General features: G+C 64.9%; 12 protein-coding genes. 7 read left to right on the top strand and 5 right to left on the bottom strand.

The window, feature by feature from the left end:
* Window positions 1-8: 8 nt before the first annotated feature.
* Entirely contained in the window at window positions 9-353 is a 345-nt protein-coding gene (locus NZ993_05920) for a ferredoxin family protein (protein MCS7155329.1), read from the bottom strand.
* A 127-nt stretch (window positions 354-480) separates the two neighbouring features.
* Entirely contained in the window at window positions 481-1,593 is a 1,113-nt protein-coding gene (locus tag NZ993_05915) for a TRAP transporter substrate-binding protein (protein MCS7155328.1), read from the bottom strand.
* Window positions 1,594-1,734: 141 nt separating this feature from the next.
* Between NZ993_05915 and NZ993_05910 the strand changes: the two genes are divergently transcribed.
* The 6 genes from NZ993_05910 (at window position 1,735) to NZ993_05885 (ending at window position 9,838) form a co-directional block, all read left to right on the top strand.
* Window positions 1,735-3,015: a 4-hydroxybutyrate CoA-transferase gene (locus tag NZ993_05910; GenBank protein MCS7155327.1), complete on the top strand. Its 1,281-nt coding sequence runs from the start codon at window positions 1,735-1,737 to the stop codon at window positions 3,013-3,015.
* A gap of 77 nt (window positions 3,016-3,092) precedes the next feature.
* Window positions 3,093-3,650, top strand: a complete 558-nt coding sequence (locus NZ993_05905; protein ID MCS7155326.1) for a TRAP transporter small permease subunit — start codon at window positions 3,093-3,095, stop codon at window positions 3,648-3,650.
* Complete coding sequence (locus NZ993_05900; GenBank protein MCS7155325.1) at window positions 3,647-4,969, top strand: TRAP transporter large permease subunit; 1,323 nt, start codon at window positions 3,647-3,649, stop codon at window positions 4,967-4,969. The genes NZ993_05905 and NZ993_05900 overlap by 4 nt, the downstream gene beginning before the upstream one ends.
* Window positions 4,966-6,255: a divalent metal cation transporter gene (locus NZ993_05895; GenBank protein MCS7155324.1), complete on the top strand. Its 1,290-nt coding sequence runs from the start codon at window positions 4,966-4,968 to the stop codon at window positions 6,253-6,255. The genes NZ993_05900 and NZ993_05895 overlap by 4 nt, the downstream gene beginning before the upstream one ends.
* Complete coding sequence (locus tag NZ993_05890; protein MCS7155323.1) at window positions 6,252-8,249, top strand: hydantoinase/oxoprolinase family protein; 1,998 nt, start codon at window positions 6,252-6,254, stop codon at window positions 8,247-8,249. Before NZ993_05895 ends, NZ993_05890 begins: the two co-directional genes overlap by 4 nt.
* The gene (locus NZ993_05885) at window positions 8,249-9,838 is read left to right on the top strand and encodes a hydantoinase B/oxoprolinase family protein (GenBank protein MCS7155322.1); all 1,590 of its coding nucleotides are present in this window, start codon (window positions 8,249-8,251) and stop codon (window positions 9,836-9,838) included. Before NZ993_05890 ends, NZ993_05885 begins: the two co-directional genes overlap by 1 nt.
* Here NZ993_05885 and NZ993_05880 read toward each other — a convergent pair.
* From NZ993_05880 to NZ993_05870, 3 genes are all read right to left on the bottom strand, one after another.
* Window positions 9,811-11,880: a PAS domain S-box protein gene (locus NZ993_05880; protein ID MCS7155321.1), complete on the bottom strand. Its 2,070-nt coding sequence runs from the start codon at window positions 11,878-11,880 to the stop codon at window positions 9,811-9,813. The genes NZ993_05885 and NZ993_05880 overlap by 28 nt on opposite strands.
* Window positions 11,877-12,341 carry a response regulator gene (locus tag NZ993_05875; protein ID MCS7155320.1) on the bottom strand — a complete coding sequence of 155 codons (465 nt, stop codon included), beginning with the start codon at window positions 12,339-12,341 and terminating at the stop codon, window positions 11,877-11,879. Before NZ993_05875 ends, NZ993_05880 begins: the two co-directional genes overlap by 4 nt.
* Window positions 12,342-12,406: 65 nt before the next feature.
* Window positions 12,407-13,981, bottom strand: a complete 1,575-nt coding sequence (locus NZ993_05870; GenBank protein ID MCS7155319.1) for a M14 family metallopeptidase — start codon at window positions 13,979-13,981, stop codon at window positions 12,407-12,409.
* Window positions 13,982-14,091: 110 nt separating this feature from the next.
* Here NZ993_05870 and NZ993_05865 point away from each other — a divergent pair, with 110 nt between their 5' ends.
* Window positions 14,092-15,180, top strand: coding sequence for an MBL fold metallo-hydrolase (locus NZ993_05865; protein MCS7155318.1), 1,089 nt, complete (start codon window positions 14,092-14,094; stop codon window positions 15,178-15,180).
* The last annotated feature ends 26 nt before the right edge of the window (window positions 15,181-15,206 follow it).

Raw genomic sequence — 15,206 nt, 5'->3', positions numbered from 1 at the left:
GTCCGGGATCAAGCCTCCCAGGTCAGGATGTCCGCTTCGCTCTTGGGGCGCGTCTTCCACGCCTCCGCTTCCGGAAGCGGATCCTTTTTGGAGGTGATGTTCATGCCCAGAGCCTTCCACTCTTCAGCCAGCTGGGCGTTGATGTCTTTGTAGTGGGCCCACTTCTCGGGCAGCTCGTCTTCCGGATGGATCGCGCTTGTGGGGCAGACCGGCACACAGGCCCCGCAGTCGATGCACTCATCCGGATGGATGACAAGCATATTCGGCCCCTCATAGAAGCAGTCCACGGGGCAAACCTCGACACAATCTGTGAATTTGCAGTTGATGCAGGGCTCGGCGACGACGTGTGGCATGATGACGGTCTCCTGTTAGCCGGTTAGCCGTATGTGCCGCATGGCGTCCGTAAGAAAACACGCCGCCTGAGCAGGCGCAAGACGCACAAGAAATTTATACTCGGTCCAGATTCAAGCCGAATGCGCCTCACCGGGCCTGATCGGGCGTGGGGAAGGCGAAATCCGCGTAGCTCCGCTCGGCCGTGCCGAACCATCGGTAGGCCAATTCACGAAATCGCCTCCAAGCATCGTAGAGCTTTCGGTATGTGGGCTCGCGCGCGGCTTGTTCTTCGTACAAGCCGAAGGCGATGCGTTGGGCCGCTTGCAGGATATCCTCAGGAAAACGCCGCAGCTGCACGCCGGCCTGCCGCAGCCGCTCCAGAGCTAGCGGGTTTTGCTGATCATAATGGGCCAACATAGCCAGGTTGGCCTCATAGGAGGCCACCTCAATGGCCTGCTGATAGGCCCGGGGCAGCCGGTCCCAGGCCGAGCGGTTGACGTAAAACGACAGACAGGCGCTGGGCTCCCACCAGCCCGGGTAGTAGTAAAAACGGGCCACTTTATGAAAACCCAGTTTCTCATCATCATACGGCCCCACCCATTCGGCCGCATCGATGGCCCCGCGTTCCAGCGCCGGATAAATGTCCCCGCCAGCCAGCACCTGCACGGTCGCGCCCAGACGGCTCATGACCTCACCCCCTAAGCCGGGGATGCGCATCTTAAGCCCCCGCAGGTCGGTTGCGGAGCGGATCTCCCGGCGAAACCAACCGCCCATCTGGGCCCCCGTGTTGCCCCCCGGAAACGTGAGGATGTTGAAGTCCGCAAACACCGCACGCAGTAGCTCCAACCCCCCTCCGTAATACAGCCAGGCGTTGTGCTGACGCGCCGTAAGCCCGAAAGGCAGCGTGGTGTCGAAGGCCAAGGCGGGGTTTTTGCCCGTAAAATAGTAGCTGGCCGTATGGCCTATCTGGACCGTACCCTGTTGCACGGCGTCGAGCACCTGCAGGCCGGGCACCAGCTCTCCGGCCGGGTAGACGCGGATCCGAAACCGCCCTTCGGTAAGCGCCTCCACGCGTCGAGCCAGGATTTCGGCCGCGCCGAAGATCGTGTCCAGACCTCGCGGGAAACTGGAAGCCAACCGCCAGCTGATGCGCGGCTGCGTGATCACAGCCGGGCCTGTCTGCTCAGACCGAGATCGACAGCCCGCCAACCAAGCCGCTCCACCGGAGGCGGCCAGCGCTAAAAACGCCCGTCGTTTCATCGCCATAAACCCCCCTCTTTGGCCGAAAACCTTGCCATGATACGCGGGGAGCGCAAGCCAGAGCAAGCTTTTTTAAGCCCTCTTGACCCGCCATCGGCCCCCGAGCCGTATTTTAGCGTCCGAACCGAAGGAGGCATCATCATGTCCCGCTGGGTTTCCGCAGAAGAGGCTGTCTCGATAGTGCGCTCCGGACATCGGGTCTATATCCACAGCGCGGCTGCTGCACCCCGGGTGCTCATCGAAGCCCTGGTGGCGCGAGCCTCTGAGTTGCGCGACGTCGAAATCGTGCACCTGCACACGGAAGGGCCCGCGCCGTATGCCGATCCGGCCTATGCGAGAAGTTTCCGCGTCAACGCCTTGTTCGTGGGGGCCAACGTCCGGCAAGCCATCAACGAGGGCCGAGGCGACTACGTGCCGATCTTTTTAAGCGAAGTCCCTAGCCTGTTTCGGCGAGGGATTTTACCGCTGGACGTGGCGCTCATCCACGTCTCCCCGCCGGATCGACATGGATTCTGCTCCTTGGGGGTCTCTGTAGACGCTACGCGCGCAGCCGTTCAGTCCGCCCGCTACGTCATCGCACAAGTCAACCCCCAGATGCCGCGCACACATGGCGACGGGCTCATCCACGTAAGTCAGCTATATGCCATGGTGGAGGTCGATGAGCCCCTTCCGGAGGTGCATCCCTCACCCCCGACGGAGATCGAGACCCGGATCGGCCGCTACGTGGCGGAGCTCGTCGAAGACGGAGCCACGCTGCAAATAGGCATCGGCGCCATCCCTAACGCCGTGCTTGCGGCCTTGAAGCAGCATCGGGACCTGGGCGTGCATACGGAGATGTTCTCCGACGGCGTGATCGATCTTGTGGAAAGGGGCGTGATCACAAACGCGCAAAAACGCGTACATCCCGGTAAGATCGTGGCCGGCTTCGTCCTGGGCAGCCGCCGGCTTTACGATTTCGTCGACGACAACCCCATGGTGGCCTTGTTGGATATCGCCTACGTAAACGACACGGCCGTCATCCGCCGCAACCCCAAGGTAACGGCCATCAACAGCGCCATCGAGGTCGATCTCACGGGCCAGGTCTGCGCCGATTCGATCGGCACCTATCAGTACTCCGGCGTGGGTGGACAGATGGACTTCATCCGGGGTGCTTCCCTATCGGAGGGGGGAAAACCTATCATCGCGCTGCCCTCCGTGACGAGCAGGGGAGAATCCCGGATCGTGCCCTACCTGAAAACGGGAGCCGGGGTGGTGACCACGCGCGCACATGTACACTACGTGGTCACGGAATACGGCATCGCCAACCTGTACGGGAAAAACCTGCGCCAGCGAGCTCAAGCGCTGATCCAGGTCGCCCATCCCATGCACCGAGATTGGCTCTGGAAGGCCATGCAGGAACGCTTTAAGGGCACAGGCTTGTAACGAAGACGCATTACGCCTTGCTTTTCTTGGGGCGCTGTCCTAAACTCCGGCCGCCTGTTCTTTGTGAGGAGGAGCGCATGCGGAGACTAGCGCGCCTCTGGGCCGGAATCGACAAGCTGAGCGAAATCGCGGGCCGGATCGCCTATTGGGCGATTCTTCTCATGGTGCTCGTGGGCACCTATAACGCCGCGGCCCGCTACGCGGGACGGGCTCTAGGAAGGAGCCTGACCTCCAACGCCTACCTGGAGCTGCAGTGGTACTTGTTTAGCGTGCTCTTTCTGCTGGGCGCCTCTTATGCGCTGCGGCACGGAGCGCATGTGCGGGTGGACGTCTTCTACGGCCGCTTCTCCCCCCGGACCCGAGCCTGGATGGAACTCCTCGGCATGCTGCTCTTTGTGCTGCCCTTCTGCGCGAGCGTGCTCTACTTCTCCTGGCCTTCGGTGCTGAGCTCCTGGCGGCTGCGCGAGATGTCCCCGGATCCCGGCGGGCTGCCCCGGTACCCCATTAAAACGGTCATCTTGGTCGGGTTTCTGCTGCTGGGCCTGCAGGCGATCGCAGAGGCGATCAAACGCTGGGCCTGGCTGCGGGGGCGCGCTACGCCGTGGACCCCGCCTCGGGCCGGAGAGGGCCTATGAACGGGGACTGGCTAGCCCCCCTTATGTTTCTAGCGGCGCTGGGGCTCATCTTCGCCGGCTTCCCTGTGGCCTTCGCGTTGGGGGGCGTAGCCCTGCTGTTCGCTTTTCTGGGGGTGGAACTGGGCTACTTCGATTGGCATCTGCTGCTGGCCATACCGGAGCGCATCTTCGGCGTGATGGCCAACTATACGCTTCTGGCCGTGCCGTTTTTCATTTTCATGGGCTCCGTCCTGGAGCGCTCCGGGTTGGCCGAGGACCTGCTGGAGACGATCGGCCGGCTCTTCGGCCCCCTGCGGGGCGGCCTGGCCCTGGCTGTGGTGTTCGTGGGCACCCTGCTGGCCGCCGCTACCGGAGTGGTGGGGGCCTCGGTGGTGGCCATGGGCTTGATCTCGCTGCCCGTTATGCTCCGCTACCGCTACGATCCGCGCCTGGCTACGGGCGTCATCACGGCTTCTGGCACCCTGGGGCAAATCATCCCTCCGAGCGTGGTGCTGATCGTGCTAGGCGATCAGATGGGCATCTCGGTGGGCGATCTCTTCCTGGGCGCGCTTGTACCCGGTCTCATCTTAGCCGGCCTATACGCCCTGTACGTGGCCGCGGTGGCCTTGCTGCGCCCCTCCAGGGCCCCGGCCTTGCCGCCAGAGGCGCGCACGCTCGACGGAAGAGCGCTCCTACTGCGCGCCCTTCAGGTCATGGCCCCTCCGCTTGCGCTCATCCTAGTTGTGCTGGGCGGCATCTTCGTGGGCTTGGCCACGCCAACGGAGGCCGGCGCTCTGGGCGCAACGGGCGCCTTGGGGCTAGCCTTGCTGCGGGGTCGACTCTCCCGGCGGGCCCTGCGCGAAAGCCTGGATCAGACGGCTCGGTTAGTGGCCATGGTCATGATGCTCCTTATCGGTTCGACGGTCTTCGCGCTCGTCTTTCGGGGCCTGTACGGAGACGTCTGGATCGAAAACCTGCTCACGGGCCTGCCGGGAGGCCGAGTGGGCCTGCTCGTGGTCGTGAACGCGGCCGTTTTCCTGTTGGGGTTCTTCCTGGATTTCTTCGAGATCGCCTTCATCATTTTGCCCCTGATCGTGCCCGCGGCCCAGGCCCTGGGCATCGATTTGGTCTGGTTTGGGGTCATGCTGGGCATGAACCTGCAAACGTCTTTCCTTACACCCCCGTTTGGTTTTGCGCTCTTCTACCTGCGCGGGGTGACCCCGCCGGAGGTGCAGACGCTGGACATGTATCGGGGTGTTGTGCCCTTTATCGGGCTGCAACTGGTGGCCCTTCTGCTTGTGATCTTGTTTCCGGAACTGGTCTTGGGGCTTCGCCGATGAAGCGCTGGGCGGTCGTTCTGCTCTGGTCTGTGATCGCGGCCGCCTTTGTGGGGCCGGGCACGGTGACGACGGCCGCGGCCGCCGGGGCCCGGTATGGACTTGCGCTGCTTTGGACGCTAGGCTTTTCGCTGGTGGCCTGCTGGGTGCTGCAAGAGGCCGCCGCGCGGCTTGCGATTCAATCCGGCCTCCCCTTGGGTGAGGCCCTGCGTGCGCGTTTCAGCGGGCCTTCCGGTTGGCTTGTGCGCGGCCTCGCCTTAGGTGCCATCGTGTTGGGCTGCGCCGCCTTTCAAGTGGGCAACATCCTGGGCGCCGTGGCCGGCCTAGAGCTCGCCTTAGCCGTTTCGGGCCTTCCGCTTGCGATCGCTGTAGCCCTCTGCTCGGGGCTTCTGTTGTGGATCGGAACGATCGCCACGCTCACGCGCCTGCTCGGGGCCCTAGTGGCCTTCATGGGGGTGGCATTTTTCCTGACGGCCTGGCGCGTACACCCGCCGGATTGGACCTGGCTAAAGGGGCTGCTTTGGCCCGCCCTACCCTCTGGAGCCGAGGCCCTGGCCGTGGGGCTTGTGGGCACCACGGTTGTGCCCTACAACCTGTTTCTGGGCTCGCGCCTGGCGCGGGGTCAGGACCTGGGGCTTACGCGCCTGGGGCTGGCCGTGTCCATCGCGGTCGGCGTGTTCATCTCCATGGCGATCCTGGTGACGGGTTCGGCCATCTCGGGGGCCTTCTCGTATCGGGCCCTTGCGGAGGCGCTCGCCTCCCAACTTGGCCCCTGGGCCCGGACCTTGTTCGCCTTGGGGCTTTTTGCGGCGGGCTTTAGCTCCGCCCTTACCGCGCCCACGGCCGCCGCCATCACCGCACGCGGGATTTTGGCCCGAAATCCGGCCAGATGGACCGAGCGCAGCGCACCCTACCGGGCCGTGCTCTTCGGCGTATGGGCCGTGGGGGTGCTGTTCGGCCTTCTGGGAGTGCGCCCCATACCGGCCATTCTGGCGGCCCAGGCCTTAAATGGGGTGCTACTGCCTATCGCGGCCGTCTTTCTGTGGCTGTCCGCCAACGATCCTGCGCTTATGGGCCCGGCCCGCAACGGGCTGTGGGCGAACGCGCTCACGGCCCTAATCGTGTCCGTGGCCACGATGCTGGGCCTACAGCATGTGCTGAGCGCCGCGCGCACGGCCGGGCTCTGGGCCCTTTCTGAGGCCGCCTCCGTGCGCATAGCCGGCCTGATGGCGCTTCTCGTAACGGCCCTGGCTTGCTGGAAGCTCCTTAGCCGGCGCAACCGCCCATGAGCTACCGCATCGGCATCGACATCGGGGGCACGTTTACGGATTTCGTAGTCTACGAACCCGAAACGGGTCGGCTTTGGACGTTTAAGCGGTTTTCAACGCCCTCGAACCCCGCCCAGGCCGTGCTAGAGGGCCTGCGCGCGATCGGCCCGGGGGCGCATGCGATTGTGCACGGCTCGACCGTGGCCACAAACGCCCTGCTGGAGCGCAAGGGTGCTCGAACGGCCTTCGTCACCACCGAGGGCTTTCGGGACCTGCTGCACATCGGTCGGCAGAACCGGGAAGCCCTGTACGATCTGGCCGCCCGGCGGACAGAACCCCTTGTACCCCGAGCCTGGTGCTTTGAGGTGCCCGAGCGCGTCGGAGCCGACGGGAGCATCCTGCGGGCGCTTGAGGATTCCGCCTTGCCGGGCCTGGTTGAGGCGCTGCGCCGGATCCGCGCCGAATCCGTGGCCGTCTGCCTGCTGTTTTCGTTTCTGCGCCCCGAACACGAACGCCGCATAGGCGAAGCCCTCCGCGCGGCGGGGCTGCGGGTGACGCTTTCGGTCGAGGTGTTGCCGGAGTTTCGGGAATACGAACGCGCCAGCACCACGGTGGCGAGCGCCTACGTGGCCCCGATCTTGGATCGGTATCTAAGCGGCCTAGAGCGGGCCCTGGGGGCCCACTCCTTTCGTGTGATGCAATCCAACGGGGGCCTGATGCGCTCCGAGGAGGCGCGAGCGCAGGCGGTGCGCTGCGCGCTTTCGGGCCCGGCTGGCGGCGTAATCGGGGCCCAATACGTGGCGGCCCTGTGCGGACAAACGCAACTTATCACCCTCGACATGGGGGGCACCTCCACGGACGTGTCCCTGTTGCCGGGAGAGCTGCCCCTTACGACCGAGGGCGCGATCGGCGGCTTGCCCATTCGCGTGCCCATATTGGACATCCACACAATCGGCGCGGGGGGTGGCTCCATAGCCTCGGTCGATCCCGGGGGCGCTCTGCGCGTGGGCCCTCAGAGCGCAGGGGCCGATCCGGGTCCGGCTTGCTACGGGCGGGGCGGCACATGGGCCACGGTCACAGACGCGCACGTGGTGCTGGGGCGCCTAGTGCCCGAGCGCTTCCTGGGCGGCGCCTTTCGGCTTCAGCAAGAGGCGGCGGCCGAGGCGCTGGCGCGTCTGGCGCGCGCGCTGCGACTTGAGACGCCCGCTGGCCTCAGCTCCGCTCAGGCCGCCGCCTGGGGGGTGCTTCAGGTGGCCCATGCGCACATGGAGCGCGCCCTGCGCGTGATCTCGGTCGAACGCGGCTACGATCCGCGCGACTTTGTGCTCGTCTCCTTCGGGGGGGCTGGCCCTCTGCACGCGGTCGAACTAGCCCAGAGCCTGGGCATCCGGCGCGTGCTTGTGCCTGCCTACGCCTCGGTGCTTTCGGCCTTGGGGATGCTCGCGGCCGACGTGCGACGCGACTACGTGCAAACGGTGATGCTGCCGGAGCAAACCGCTTACGGAGAGCTTGCGCGTCGCTTCGGCCCCCTGTTGCGAAGGGCCCGCCAGGAGCTGCGTCGGGAGGGTTTCTTTGGATCCCGGATGCTGCTGGAGCGCTACCTGGAGGTGCGCTATGTGGGGCAAAGCTACGAGCTGCGCATCCCGTTTAGCCGATCCTGGCGCAAAGCCTTCGATGGAGCCCACAGGCGCGCCTACGGACACGCCGATCCGACGGCCCCGGTGGAGATCACCAACCTGCGCCTGCATGCGGTGGGCCTCACAACCCCTCCTAAATTGCCGGAGCTGGAGTCCGCAGGACCGGAGCCCGAGCCCGGGGCCTTGCTGGAGGAGCGTCCGGTCGTGGTGGAGCGCTCCCTTCGGGTGATCCCCGTTTACAATGGATCGGCCCTGCGGCCCGGAAACCGGCTCAAGGGCCCCGCCCTGTGCGTGCGCCCCGACACCACGGTATACCTACCGCCTCGGAGCGCAGCCTACGTGGACCGCTTCGGCAACCTGCTGGTGGAGCTACCGTGATGGACGCCGTGCGGCTGGAGATCTTCCGGCATCTTCTGGCCTCCGTGGCCGAGGAAATGGGGGCTGTGCTGCGTCGATCCGCCTTCTCGCCCAACATTAAGGAGCGTCGCGATTTCTCCTGCGCGCTCTTTACGCCTAGGGGAGAACTGCTGGCGCAGGCCGCGCATATCCCCGTACACCTGGGCGCCATGCCCCTCTCCGTGCAGGCTTGCCTGGAGGCCTTTCCAGAGCTTGAGCCGGGCGATGCGGTGCTGCTCAACGACCCCTTCCGAGGGGGCACGCACCTGCCGGATCTCACGCTTGTACATCCCGTCTTCGTAGCAGGTCGGCTCTGGGGCTTTGTGGCAAGCCGGGCCCATCATGCCGACATCGGGGGCATGCAGCCGGGTTCGATGCCGCTGGCGCGCGAGATCTACCAGGAGGGCTTGGTGATCCCGCCGGTCAAGCTGCTGCAAGCCGGCCGCCCCAACCCGGCGGTTTGGGAGCTGATCCTGGCAAACGTGCGTACCCCGGAGGAGCGCCGCGGGGACCTGCGGGCCCAGCTGGCCGCAGGCGAGCGCGGCGTGGCCCGCTTCGAGGAGCTTGTGCGCAAATACGGCCCCGAACTCGAAGCCGCCATGGAGGCGCTGCTGGATTACGCCGAGCGCCTTATGCGCCGGTTTCTGTCCGAACTGCCCGACGGCACCTATCGCTTTGAAGACGCCCTAGATGACGACGGCTTCTCCCGAGAGCCGCTGCCGATTCGGGTGGCCGTCACGATATCCGGATCCGAGGCCACGGTTGATTTCTCCGGCACCGCCCCGCAATGCGCAGGCCCCCTGAACGCGGTGCGGGCCATCACGGTATCGGCCGTCTATTACGTCTTTCGGGCGCTCATCGGCCAGGATGTGCCCACAAACGCGGGCTGCCTGCGTCCGATTCGGATCCTAACCGAGCCCGGATCGCTTCTGGACGCCCGACCCCCCGCGGCCGTGGCCGGCGGCAACGTGGAGACCTCGCAGCGGATCGTAGACGTGGTTTTGGGGGCCCTGGCGCAGGCGCTTCCGGATCGCATACCGGCCGCCTCGCAGGGCACGATGAACAACTGGAGTATCGGAGGCTGGGATCCGTTTCGCCAGCGCCCCTACGCCTACTACGAAACCCTAGCTGGCGGGGCCGGGGCCATGCCGGATCGGGACGGCAGCTCGGCCGTGCACACGCACATGACCAACACGCTCAACACCCCGGTTGAAGCGCTCGAGTACGCTTATCCGTTTCGCATCACCCGCTACGGGATCCGAGATGGCTCCGGGGGCCGAGGCCTGCGCCACGGAGGCGATGGCCTGGTGCGGGAGCTTGAGCTGCTGGCCCCGGCTCAGATCACGATCCTGGCCGAACGAAGGCGCCGGCCCCCCTACGGGCTCGCAGGCGGGGAGCCGGGCGCGCCCGGAAAGGCGATCTGGATACATCAGGGCCGGCGACGCCGGCTTTCCGGCAAAGTCAGCTTCTGGGCCCAGGCGGGAGATCGGATTCGGATCGAAACCCCGGGCGGCGGCGGATGGGGCGCTCCCGCAAAAAGCCGCTACGGCTCCGGGGCGAGCGTAAAGTAAAACGTCGCCCCCTCTCCGGGCCGGCCCTCGGCCCAGATGCGGCCGCCGTGCCGGCGCACGATCCGTTCAACCGTGGCCAGCCCAACGCCCGTGCCCTCGTAGTCGGGTTCCAGACGCGTAAAGGGCTGAAAGATGCGCTCCGCCTGAGCCGGATCAAAGCCTATCCCGTTGTCCCGTACGTAGTAGATCGGCGATCCAGACCCCCGTAAAACCCCCAGTTCTATATAGGCCTGGGGGCGCGTTCGGGTGTACTTCCAGGCGTTCTCCAGCAGATTCTGCAACAGCAGGCGCAGCAGGCCGGCATCGCCCTCGACGAAGAGATCATCGGCGATCTTCCAGAGCACGGCCCGCTGGGGATCGGACTGCTGTAGCAGCTCGGCGATCTCGCGCGCAAGAGCAGACAGATGCACCCGCTCCCGGACGAGCTCGACCCGGCTGATGCGGGAAAGCCGCAACAGGTCGTCGATAAGCAGCCCCATGCGCTGCGCGCCGGCCCGAATACGGTCCAGATAATACCGAGCCTCTGGATCGAACCGATCCCCGTAGTCTTCCAACAAGGCTTGACTGAAGCCGTCGATGGCCCGCAGCGGAGCGCGCAGGTCATGCGATACGGAGTAGCTAAAGGCCTCTAACTCTCTTAAAGCCGCCTCCAGCGCCGCGGTGCGCTCGCGCACACGGCGCTCTAGCTCCCGGTTAAGTTGGGCAAGCTCCGCCTCGACCCGCTTGCGATCCGTTATATCCAGCGCCGTAAAGATCAGAGCCGGCTTGCCTTGCCAGGATATGGGCCCGACAGTGAGATCAACCCACCGAAGCTGACCGTTGGCGTCCCTTACGCGCAGTTCAGCGTGCCGCAGGCGAAGCTCGTCTCCGCGGGCTAGCTTCCGCAGGGGCAGGAGCTTTCGCTCTTCGGGAGGCAGGATTTGCCAAAAACGCAGCCTCGGCAGATGCTCCAGCCGATATCCCAAGACGTGCTCACAGGCCGGATTGGCATAAGCGATGCGCCCCCCTTGGTAGACCAACACGGCCGCCGCTGTTTGCTCCGCTAGCGTACGAAAGCGCTCCTCCGACTCTTGAAGCGCCTCCTTAAGCGCTTTTATAGCCGTCACATCCACGGCCACCACGAGCCGGGCCTCTCGACCCTCCCAGTTTATGGGATGGGAGGTGAGGTCAACCCACAGCAGAGAGCCGTCCTTGCGTAGATGCCGCCAAAGCCCGGAAAACTCCGTGCCCGGCAAGTTGCGCGCAAGCGAGCTGCGCAACCGCTCCCAGTCCTCTCGGGGTCGGATGTCGAAGAGCGTAAGCTCCAGAAACTCTTCGCGGCTGTAGCCGTACCGCCGCAGCGCCGTTTCGTTGACGGCCAAAAAGCGATGCGTCTGCACATCGTATATCCACATCGCATGCGGGTTGTGCTCAAACATATACCGATACAGAGCCTCGGAGCGGCGCAGGCGCTCCTCTAGCTCCTTTTGCTCGGATACGTCTAGGACCACCTTGAGGATTTGCGCAGAGCTCTGCGGGTCGACGCTTCGTGTCAGTCGGCAAGCCACAAGCGCCCAGAAAAAGCCGCCATCGGCTCGCAGGAAGCGCTTCTCGTAGCGGAGCGTCTCGGTCTGTTCGGAGCACAGCCGTAGCAGCATCTGCTCTGTATGAGCCCGATCGTCCGGATAGGTCAGCTGTAGGATCTCCTGTCCTAAGAGCTCCTCCGGCTGGCGGCCCCATAGCTCCGCCAGGCAGCGGTTAACGAACCGAATCCGCCCTTCTAGGTCTAAAAGGGCGATCCCCACATGGGGCACCTCGAGCAGATCCCGAAGCCGAGGCTCGCCCTCTTGAGCCCGCTCGTAAGCCCTCTGGACCTGGCGCAGCAAAACGTACAAGATTAGACCGCTTGCCAACACAAAGGCCATATCTTTTACGATCTGAAACCTCCAAAACCGCTGACCGAGCAGAAAATCCGAAGCGCCGATCCAAATCACCCCCCCTAAGATGTAGGCCAAAGGCAGACGCCGGATGATGCGACCGAACCGGAGGGCTTCCCCTTTCATATGGACTCGTCCGGGGGAGGCTCGTTGAGAAGAAGCCAATAAAGCCCGATATGCGCCACCGCCTCTGCAAAGGCCTCAAAGTCGACGGGCTTGCGGATGTAACTGTTGACCCCGAGCTGATAAGATTCGATTAGATCGCGCTCTTCGGTCGATGAGGTAAGCATCACAACTGGCTGCAAGCGGGTGTGTTCGTTTGCGCGAATCCGACGCAGCACCTCGATGCCGTCCAATCGAGGCAGCTTCAAATCTAGCAGGATCACCAACGGCGGCGGCTCCGGCCTCCGGTCCGCATACCGGCCGGTACGGAACAAGTACTCCAGCGCTTCCTCCCCGTCTCGCAGCACGATGATCGGATTCAGAATCCGATGGCGCCGAAAGGCGCGCAGCGTAAGCGCTACGTCATCGGGGTTGTCCTCCACCAGGAGGAGGGCTCGGCGTCTACGCTCTTCGGCGGAGAGCATGCGGGGAACCCCTTTCAAGAAAGAAACCTAGTGCCTAGGCGCCTTTCGCGCAAACTCGGCCCTTCTTAGGAGGCGGCGCGCCAAACAGGGTAGAAAACGGCTCCCTCCAAGAGGGCGTCCAGGAAGTTCCAGTTCACCAGCCCGTCGTCGCTTGCGGGCTCAAGGAGGTAGAAGGCAAGCCGCGCCAGGGGCTGATCCATAGGGATGCGCCAACTGCCGGCCGGGACCTCCTGCTCGAAGCGCTCCCAGCGGCCCTCAAGCCTGCGCTGCCGGTGCCCCTGAAAGGGCTGCTCGTCTTGTCGGTTTTCCGTGATCCGGAAGCGCTCCAACACCAAGCGAACCGGCCGCTCCAGGCGCTCCAAGCGCACGCCATGCGCCCGTAGAAGGGGCAAAATGCGCGCGGCGACCTCCGGGGGTGCATAATAGGCCGAGGGGACCCGCTCTCGGCGCGTGGGGGCGAAGGCCTGATACTCCGGCATCCAGACCGTACGCACCGAGTCCTCGAGCAGCCGATACATGGGCCTGCCCGAATACGGGTTGGTCTCCACGCTCACGGCGGCCTTTAGGATCGGGACCCGTTCCTGGGATTGGACCATCTGAAAGCGCACCCCCAGGGAGTCGCGACCCGAGCGGCCGAGCGCGACCGCCCGCCGGTCCGCCGCCCGTACCAGCTGCACGACAGCCTCGGCGCGTTCGGACAGATACGTCAGCAGCGTGCGCACAAAGGCGCGCGTTACGGCGATCCGGTCTCGAAACGGCAAGTAAGCGTAGGCCTCGCTCAGCACGGAGATCCGGTTGCGCAGCCCCACATAGTTGTTGTTAAAGCGCGGCTCATGACTAAAGGTGGCCCAGACCTCGCGCCCTTCTCGGGTCATGAAGTTGCCGTAGTAGTACGTCCGAAACCCCTCCGCTGCCATCCGGCGCGTAAGCTCCGGAAAGAGCTCCCGACGCTGCCAGCTTGAAAGCTCCGGATCCGTGTTCGGGTTAAGGGGCCCGCTATAGGTGAGGTGATAGCCGTGAACGGAGCCGTTTGTGGTGTGCAGGTCGACCACCACAGCCGGGTCATAGCGTCGCAGGATGGACACAAAGGCCCGGATTTCGGGGGATTCTAGCTTCATGTGGTCTCGGTTGAGGTCCAGCCCTTGCGCGTTGGGCCGCTGCCCCATGCCGCGCACGGGGCCATGCTGAAAGGGCCGGTTCGTGGGGCTTATGCGCTCGTTGCCGTCGGCGTTCAATAGGGGCAGCCACAGGATCACCATCCGCTCCAGCCACAAGGCGTGCTCCCCGCGGCGCAGCTCCCGCAGAATTTCCAAAATAGCCTCCTTGCCCTCCACCTCGCCTGCGTGGATGTTCCCTTGCACGTAGACCACAAGCCGGCCGCTCTGTCGGATGCTGGCGGAATCCGGGCCTACCCCCCGGGCCGCGACCACAAGCGGCAGGCGTCGACCCTCAAAGGTGGAATCCAGCCATAGTAGCTTGAGTTCCGGGCTATCCCGGCTAAGGGCCTCCAGAAACCGCACCACCTCCTCATAGCGCGAGGTGGCCTCGTAATTTGTCTGCTCCGGCACCGTGCGCAGCTCCTGCGCCTGTGCCCCTAGGGCCCAGCAGCCCAGCGCGAGGACGAAGGCCGTTTGCCTCATAGGCGGATCCTCCCGTTCGGCCCAGAAAAGAACGCAGGAACCTCCCGATTCGCACAAGGGGAACCCCTCCGATCCGCAGACGGTTCAGCTGCCAAGAACGGTCTTCCGACATGAAGCCGGCTGCCTTTTGGCTTTGGGGGCTTCTGTTGGGGTGCGCCTCCGGCTCCGGGGAGCCCAGCGGGGCTGCGGAGGTGGACCTGCCGGCGGTGCACAAGCATCCCTGGTACACGCGGGTCCATCACGCCCCCCAAGGGGGCGGGCCCTTTCGGAATCTGGATCCGCCCCTGAAACGGCCCTTCTGGCGAAGCGCAAGCTGGATCCTTCGGCGCATCTTCGCGCACCGCGCGCATCCGCCCACGCCTTTTCGAGCCCTGCGGCCGGAGGCGCTGCGCGTGCCCGACGGCACTCCGGCCCTGTTCTGGCTAGGGCACAGCACGGTGTTGGTTCGGCTTGATACGCTCTGGGTGATCACGGACCCCGTCTTCAGTCGTCGCGTAGGGCCGGTCTCCTTTGCGGGCCCTGTGCGGCAGGTTGCGCCGCCGATATCTCCGGAGGCGCTTCCGCGTGTGCACGTGGTGCTGATTTCGCACAACCACTACGACCACCTCGACAAGGCCTCGGTGCGGGAGCTGGAACGCCGCTTTCGCCCCCTTTTTCTCGTCCCCTTGGGCGTGGGCCGGCACCTGCGGGCCTGGGGCCTGCGGCGCGTATTGGAGCTCGATTGGTGGGAGTACGTCGACTACGGCCCCCTGCGGCTGCACTGCACCCCGGCTCGACACTTTTCCAACCGCTGGATCACGGACCGAAACCGGGACCTGTGGGCGAGCTGGTACCTGGAGGATCGAAGCGGGTTTCGGCTGTATTTCGGGGGCGATACGGGCTATGGATCGCACTTCCGCCAGATCGGCCAGCTTCTGGGCGCGCCGGAAGTGGCCGTGCTGCCGATCGGAGCCTATGAGCCGCGCTGGTTTATGCAAGAAATCCACGTAAACCCCGAGGAAGCCGTGCGGGCGCTCCAGGACCTGGGGGCCCGATACCTAGTGCCCGTCCACTGGGGCACCTTCGATCAGGCAGACGAGCCGCTTTTAGAGCCCCCAGAGCGGCTCCTTGCGGCGGCTCGGAACGCGGGCATACCCGAGACGCAGCTGCATCTACTGCCCGTAGGCGGGTCTGTGCTGTGGACGGCCCGCACCCCCTAACCAGAGGGCCCAGACTCCGAGGCCGG

Source organism: Bacteroidota bacterium (assembly GCA_025059945.1).
Taxonomy (GTDB): domain Bacteria; phylum Bacteroidota; class Rhodothermia; order JANXDC01; family JANXDC01; genus JANXDC01.
The sequence above is the reverse complement of the archived record's forward strand: the minus strand, read 5'-3'. Positions and strand labels throughout refer to the sequence as shown.

What these genes read in the sequence shown, in the direction of transcription:
- NZ993_05865 (MCS7155318.1), top strand. Translation starts at nt 14,092, where the DNA reads ATGAAGCCGGCTGCCTTTTGGCTTTGGGGGCTTCTGTTGGGGTGCGCC.
- NZ993_05870 (MCS7155319.1), bottom strand. Translation starts at nt 13,981, where the DNA reads ATGAGGCAAACGGCCTTCGTCCTCGCGCTGGGCTGCTGGGCCCTAGGG.
- NZ993_05885 (MCS7155322.1), top strand. Translation starts at nt 8,249, where the DNA reads ATGGACGCCGTGCGGCTGGAGATCTTCCGGCATCTTCTGGCCTCCGTG.
- NZ993_05895 (MCS7155324.1), top strand. Translation starts at nt 4,966, where the DNA reads ATGAAGCGCTGGGCGGTCGTTCTGCTCTGGTCTGTGATCGCGGCCGCC.
- NZ993_05910 (MCS7155327.1), top strand. Translation starts at nt 1,735, where the DNA reads ATGTCCCGCTGGGTTTCCGCAGAAGAGGCTGTCTCGATAGTGCGCTCC.
- NZ993_05920 (MCS7155329.1), bottom strand. Translation starts at nt 353, where the DNA reads ATGCCACACGTCGTCGCCGAGCCCTGCATCAACTGCAAATTCACAGAT.
- NZ993_05905 (MCS7155326.1), top strand. Translation starts at nt 3,093, where the DNA reads ATGCGGAGACTAGCGCGCCTCTGGGCCGGAATCGACAAGCTGAGCGAA.
- NZ993_05875 (MCS7155320.1), bottom strand. Translation starts at nt 12,341, where the DNA reads ATGCTCTCCGCCGAAGAGCGTAGACGCCGAGCCCTCCTCCTGGTGGAG.
- NZ993_05890 (MCS7155323.1), top strand. Translation starts at nt 6,252, where the DNA reads ATGAGCTACCGCATCGGCATCGACATCGGGGGCACGTTTACGGATTTC.
- NZ993_05915 (MCS7155328.1), bottom strand. Translation starts at nt 1,593, where the DNA reads ATGAAACGACGGGCGTTTTTAGCGCTGGCCGCCTCCGGTGGAGCGGCT.
- NZ993_05900 (MCS7155325.1), top strand. Translation starts at nt 3,647, where the DNA reads ATGAACGGGGACTGGCTAGCCCCCCTTATGTTTCTAGCGGCGCTGGGG.
- NZ993_05880 (MCS7155321.1), bottom strand. Translation starts at nt 11,880, where the DNA reads ATGAAAGGGGAAGCCCTCCGGTTCGGTCGCATCATCCGGCGTCTGCCT.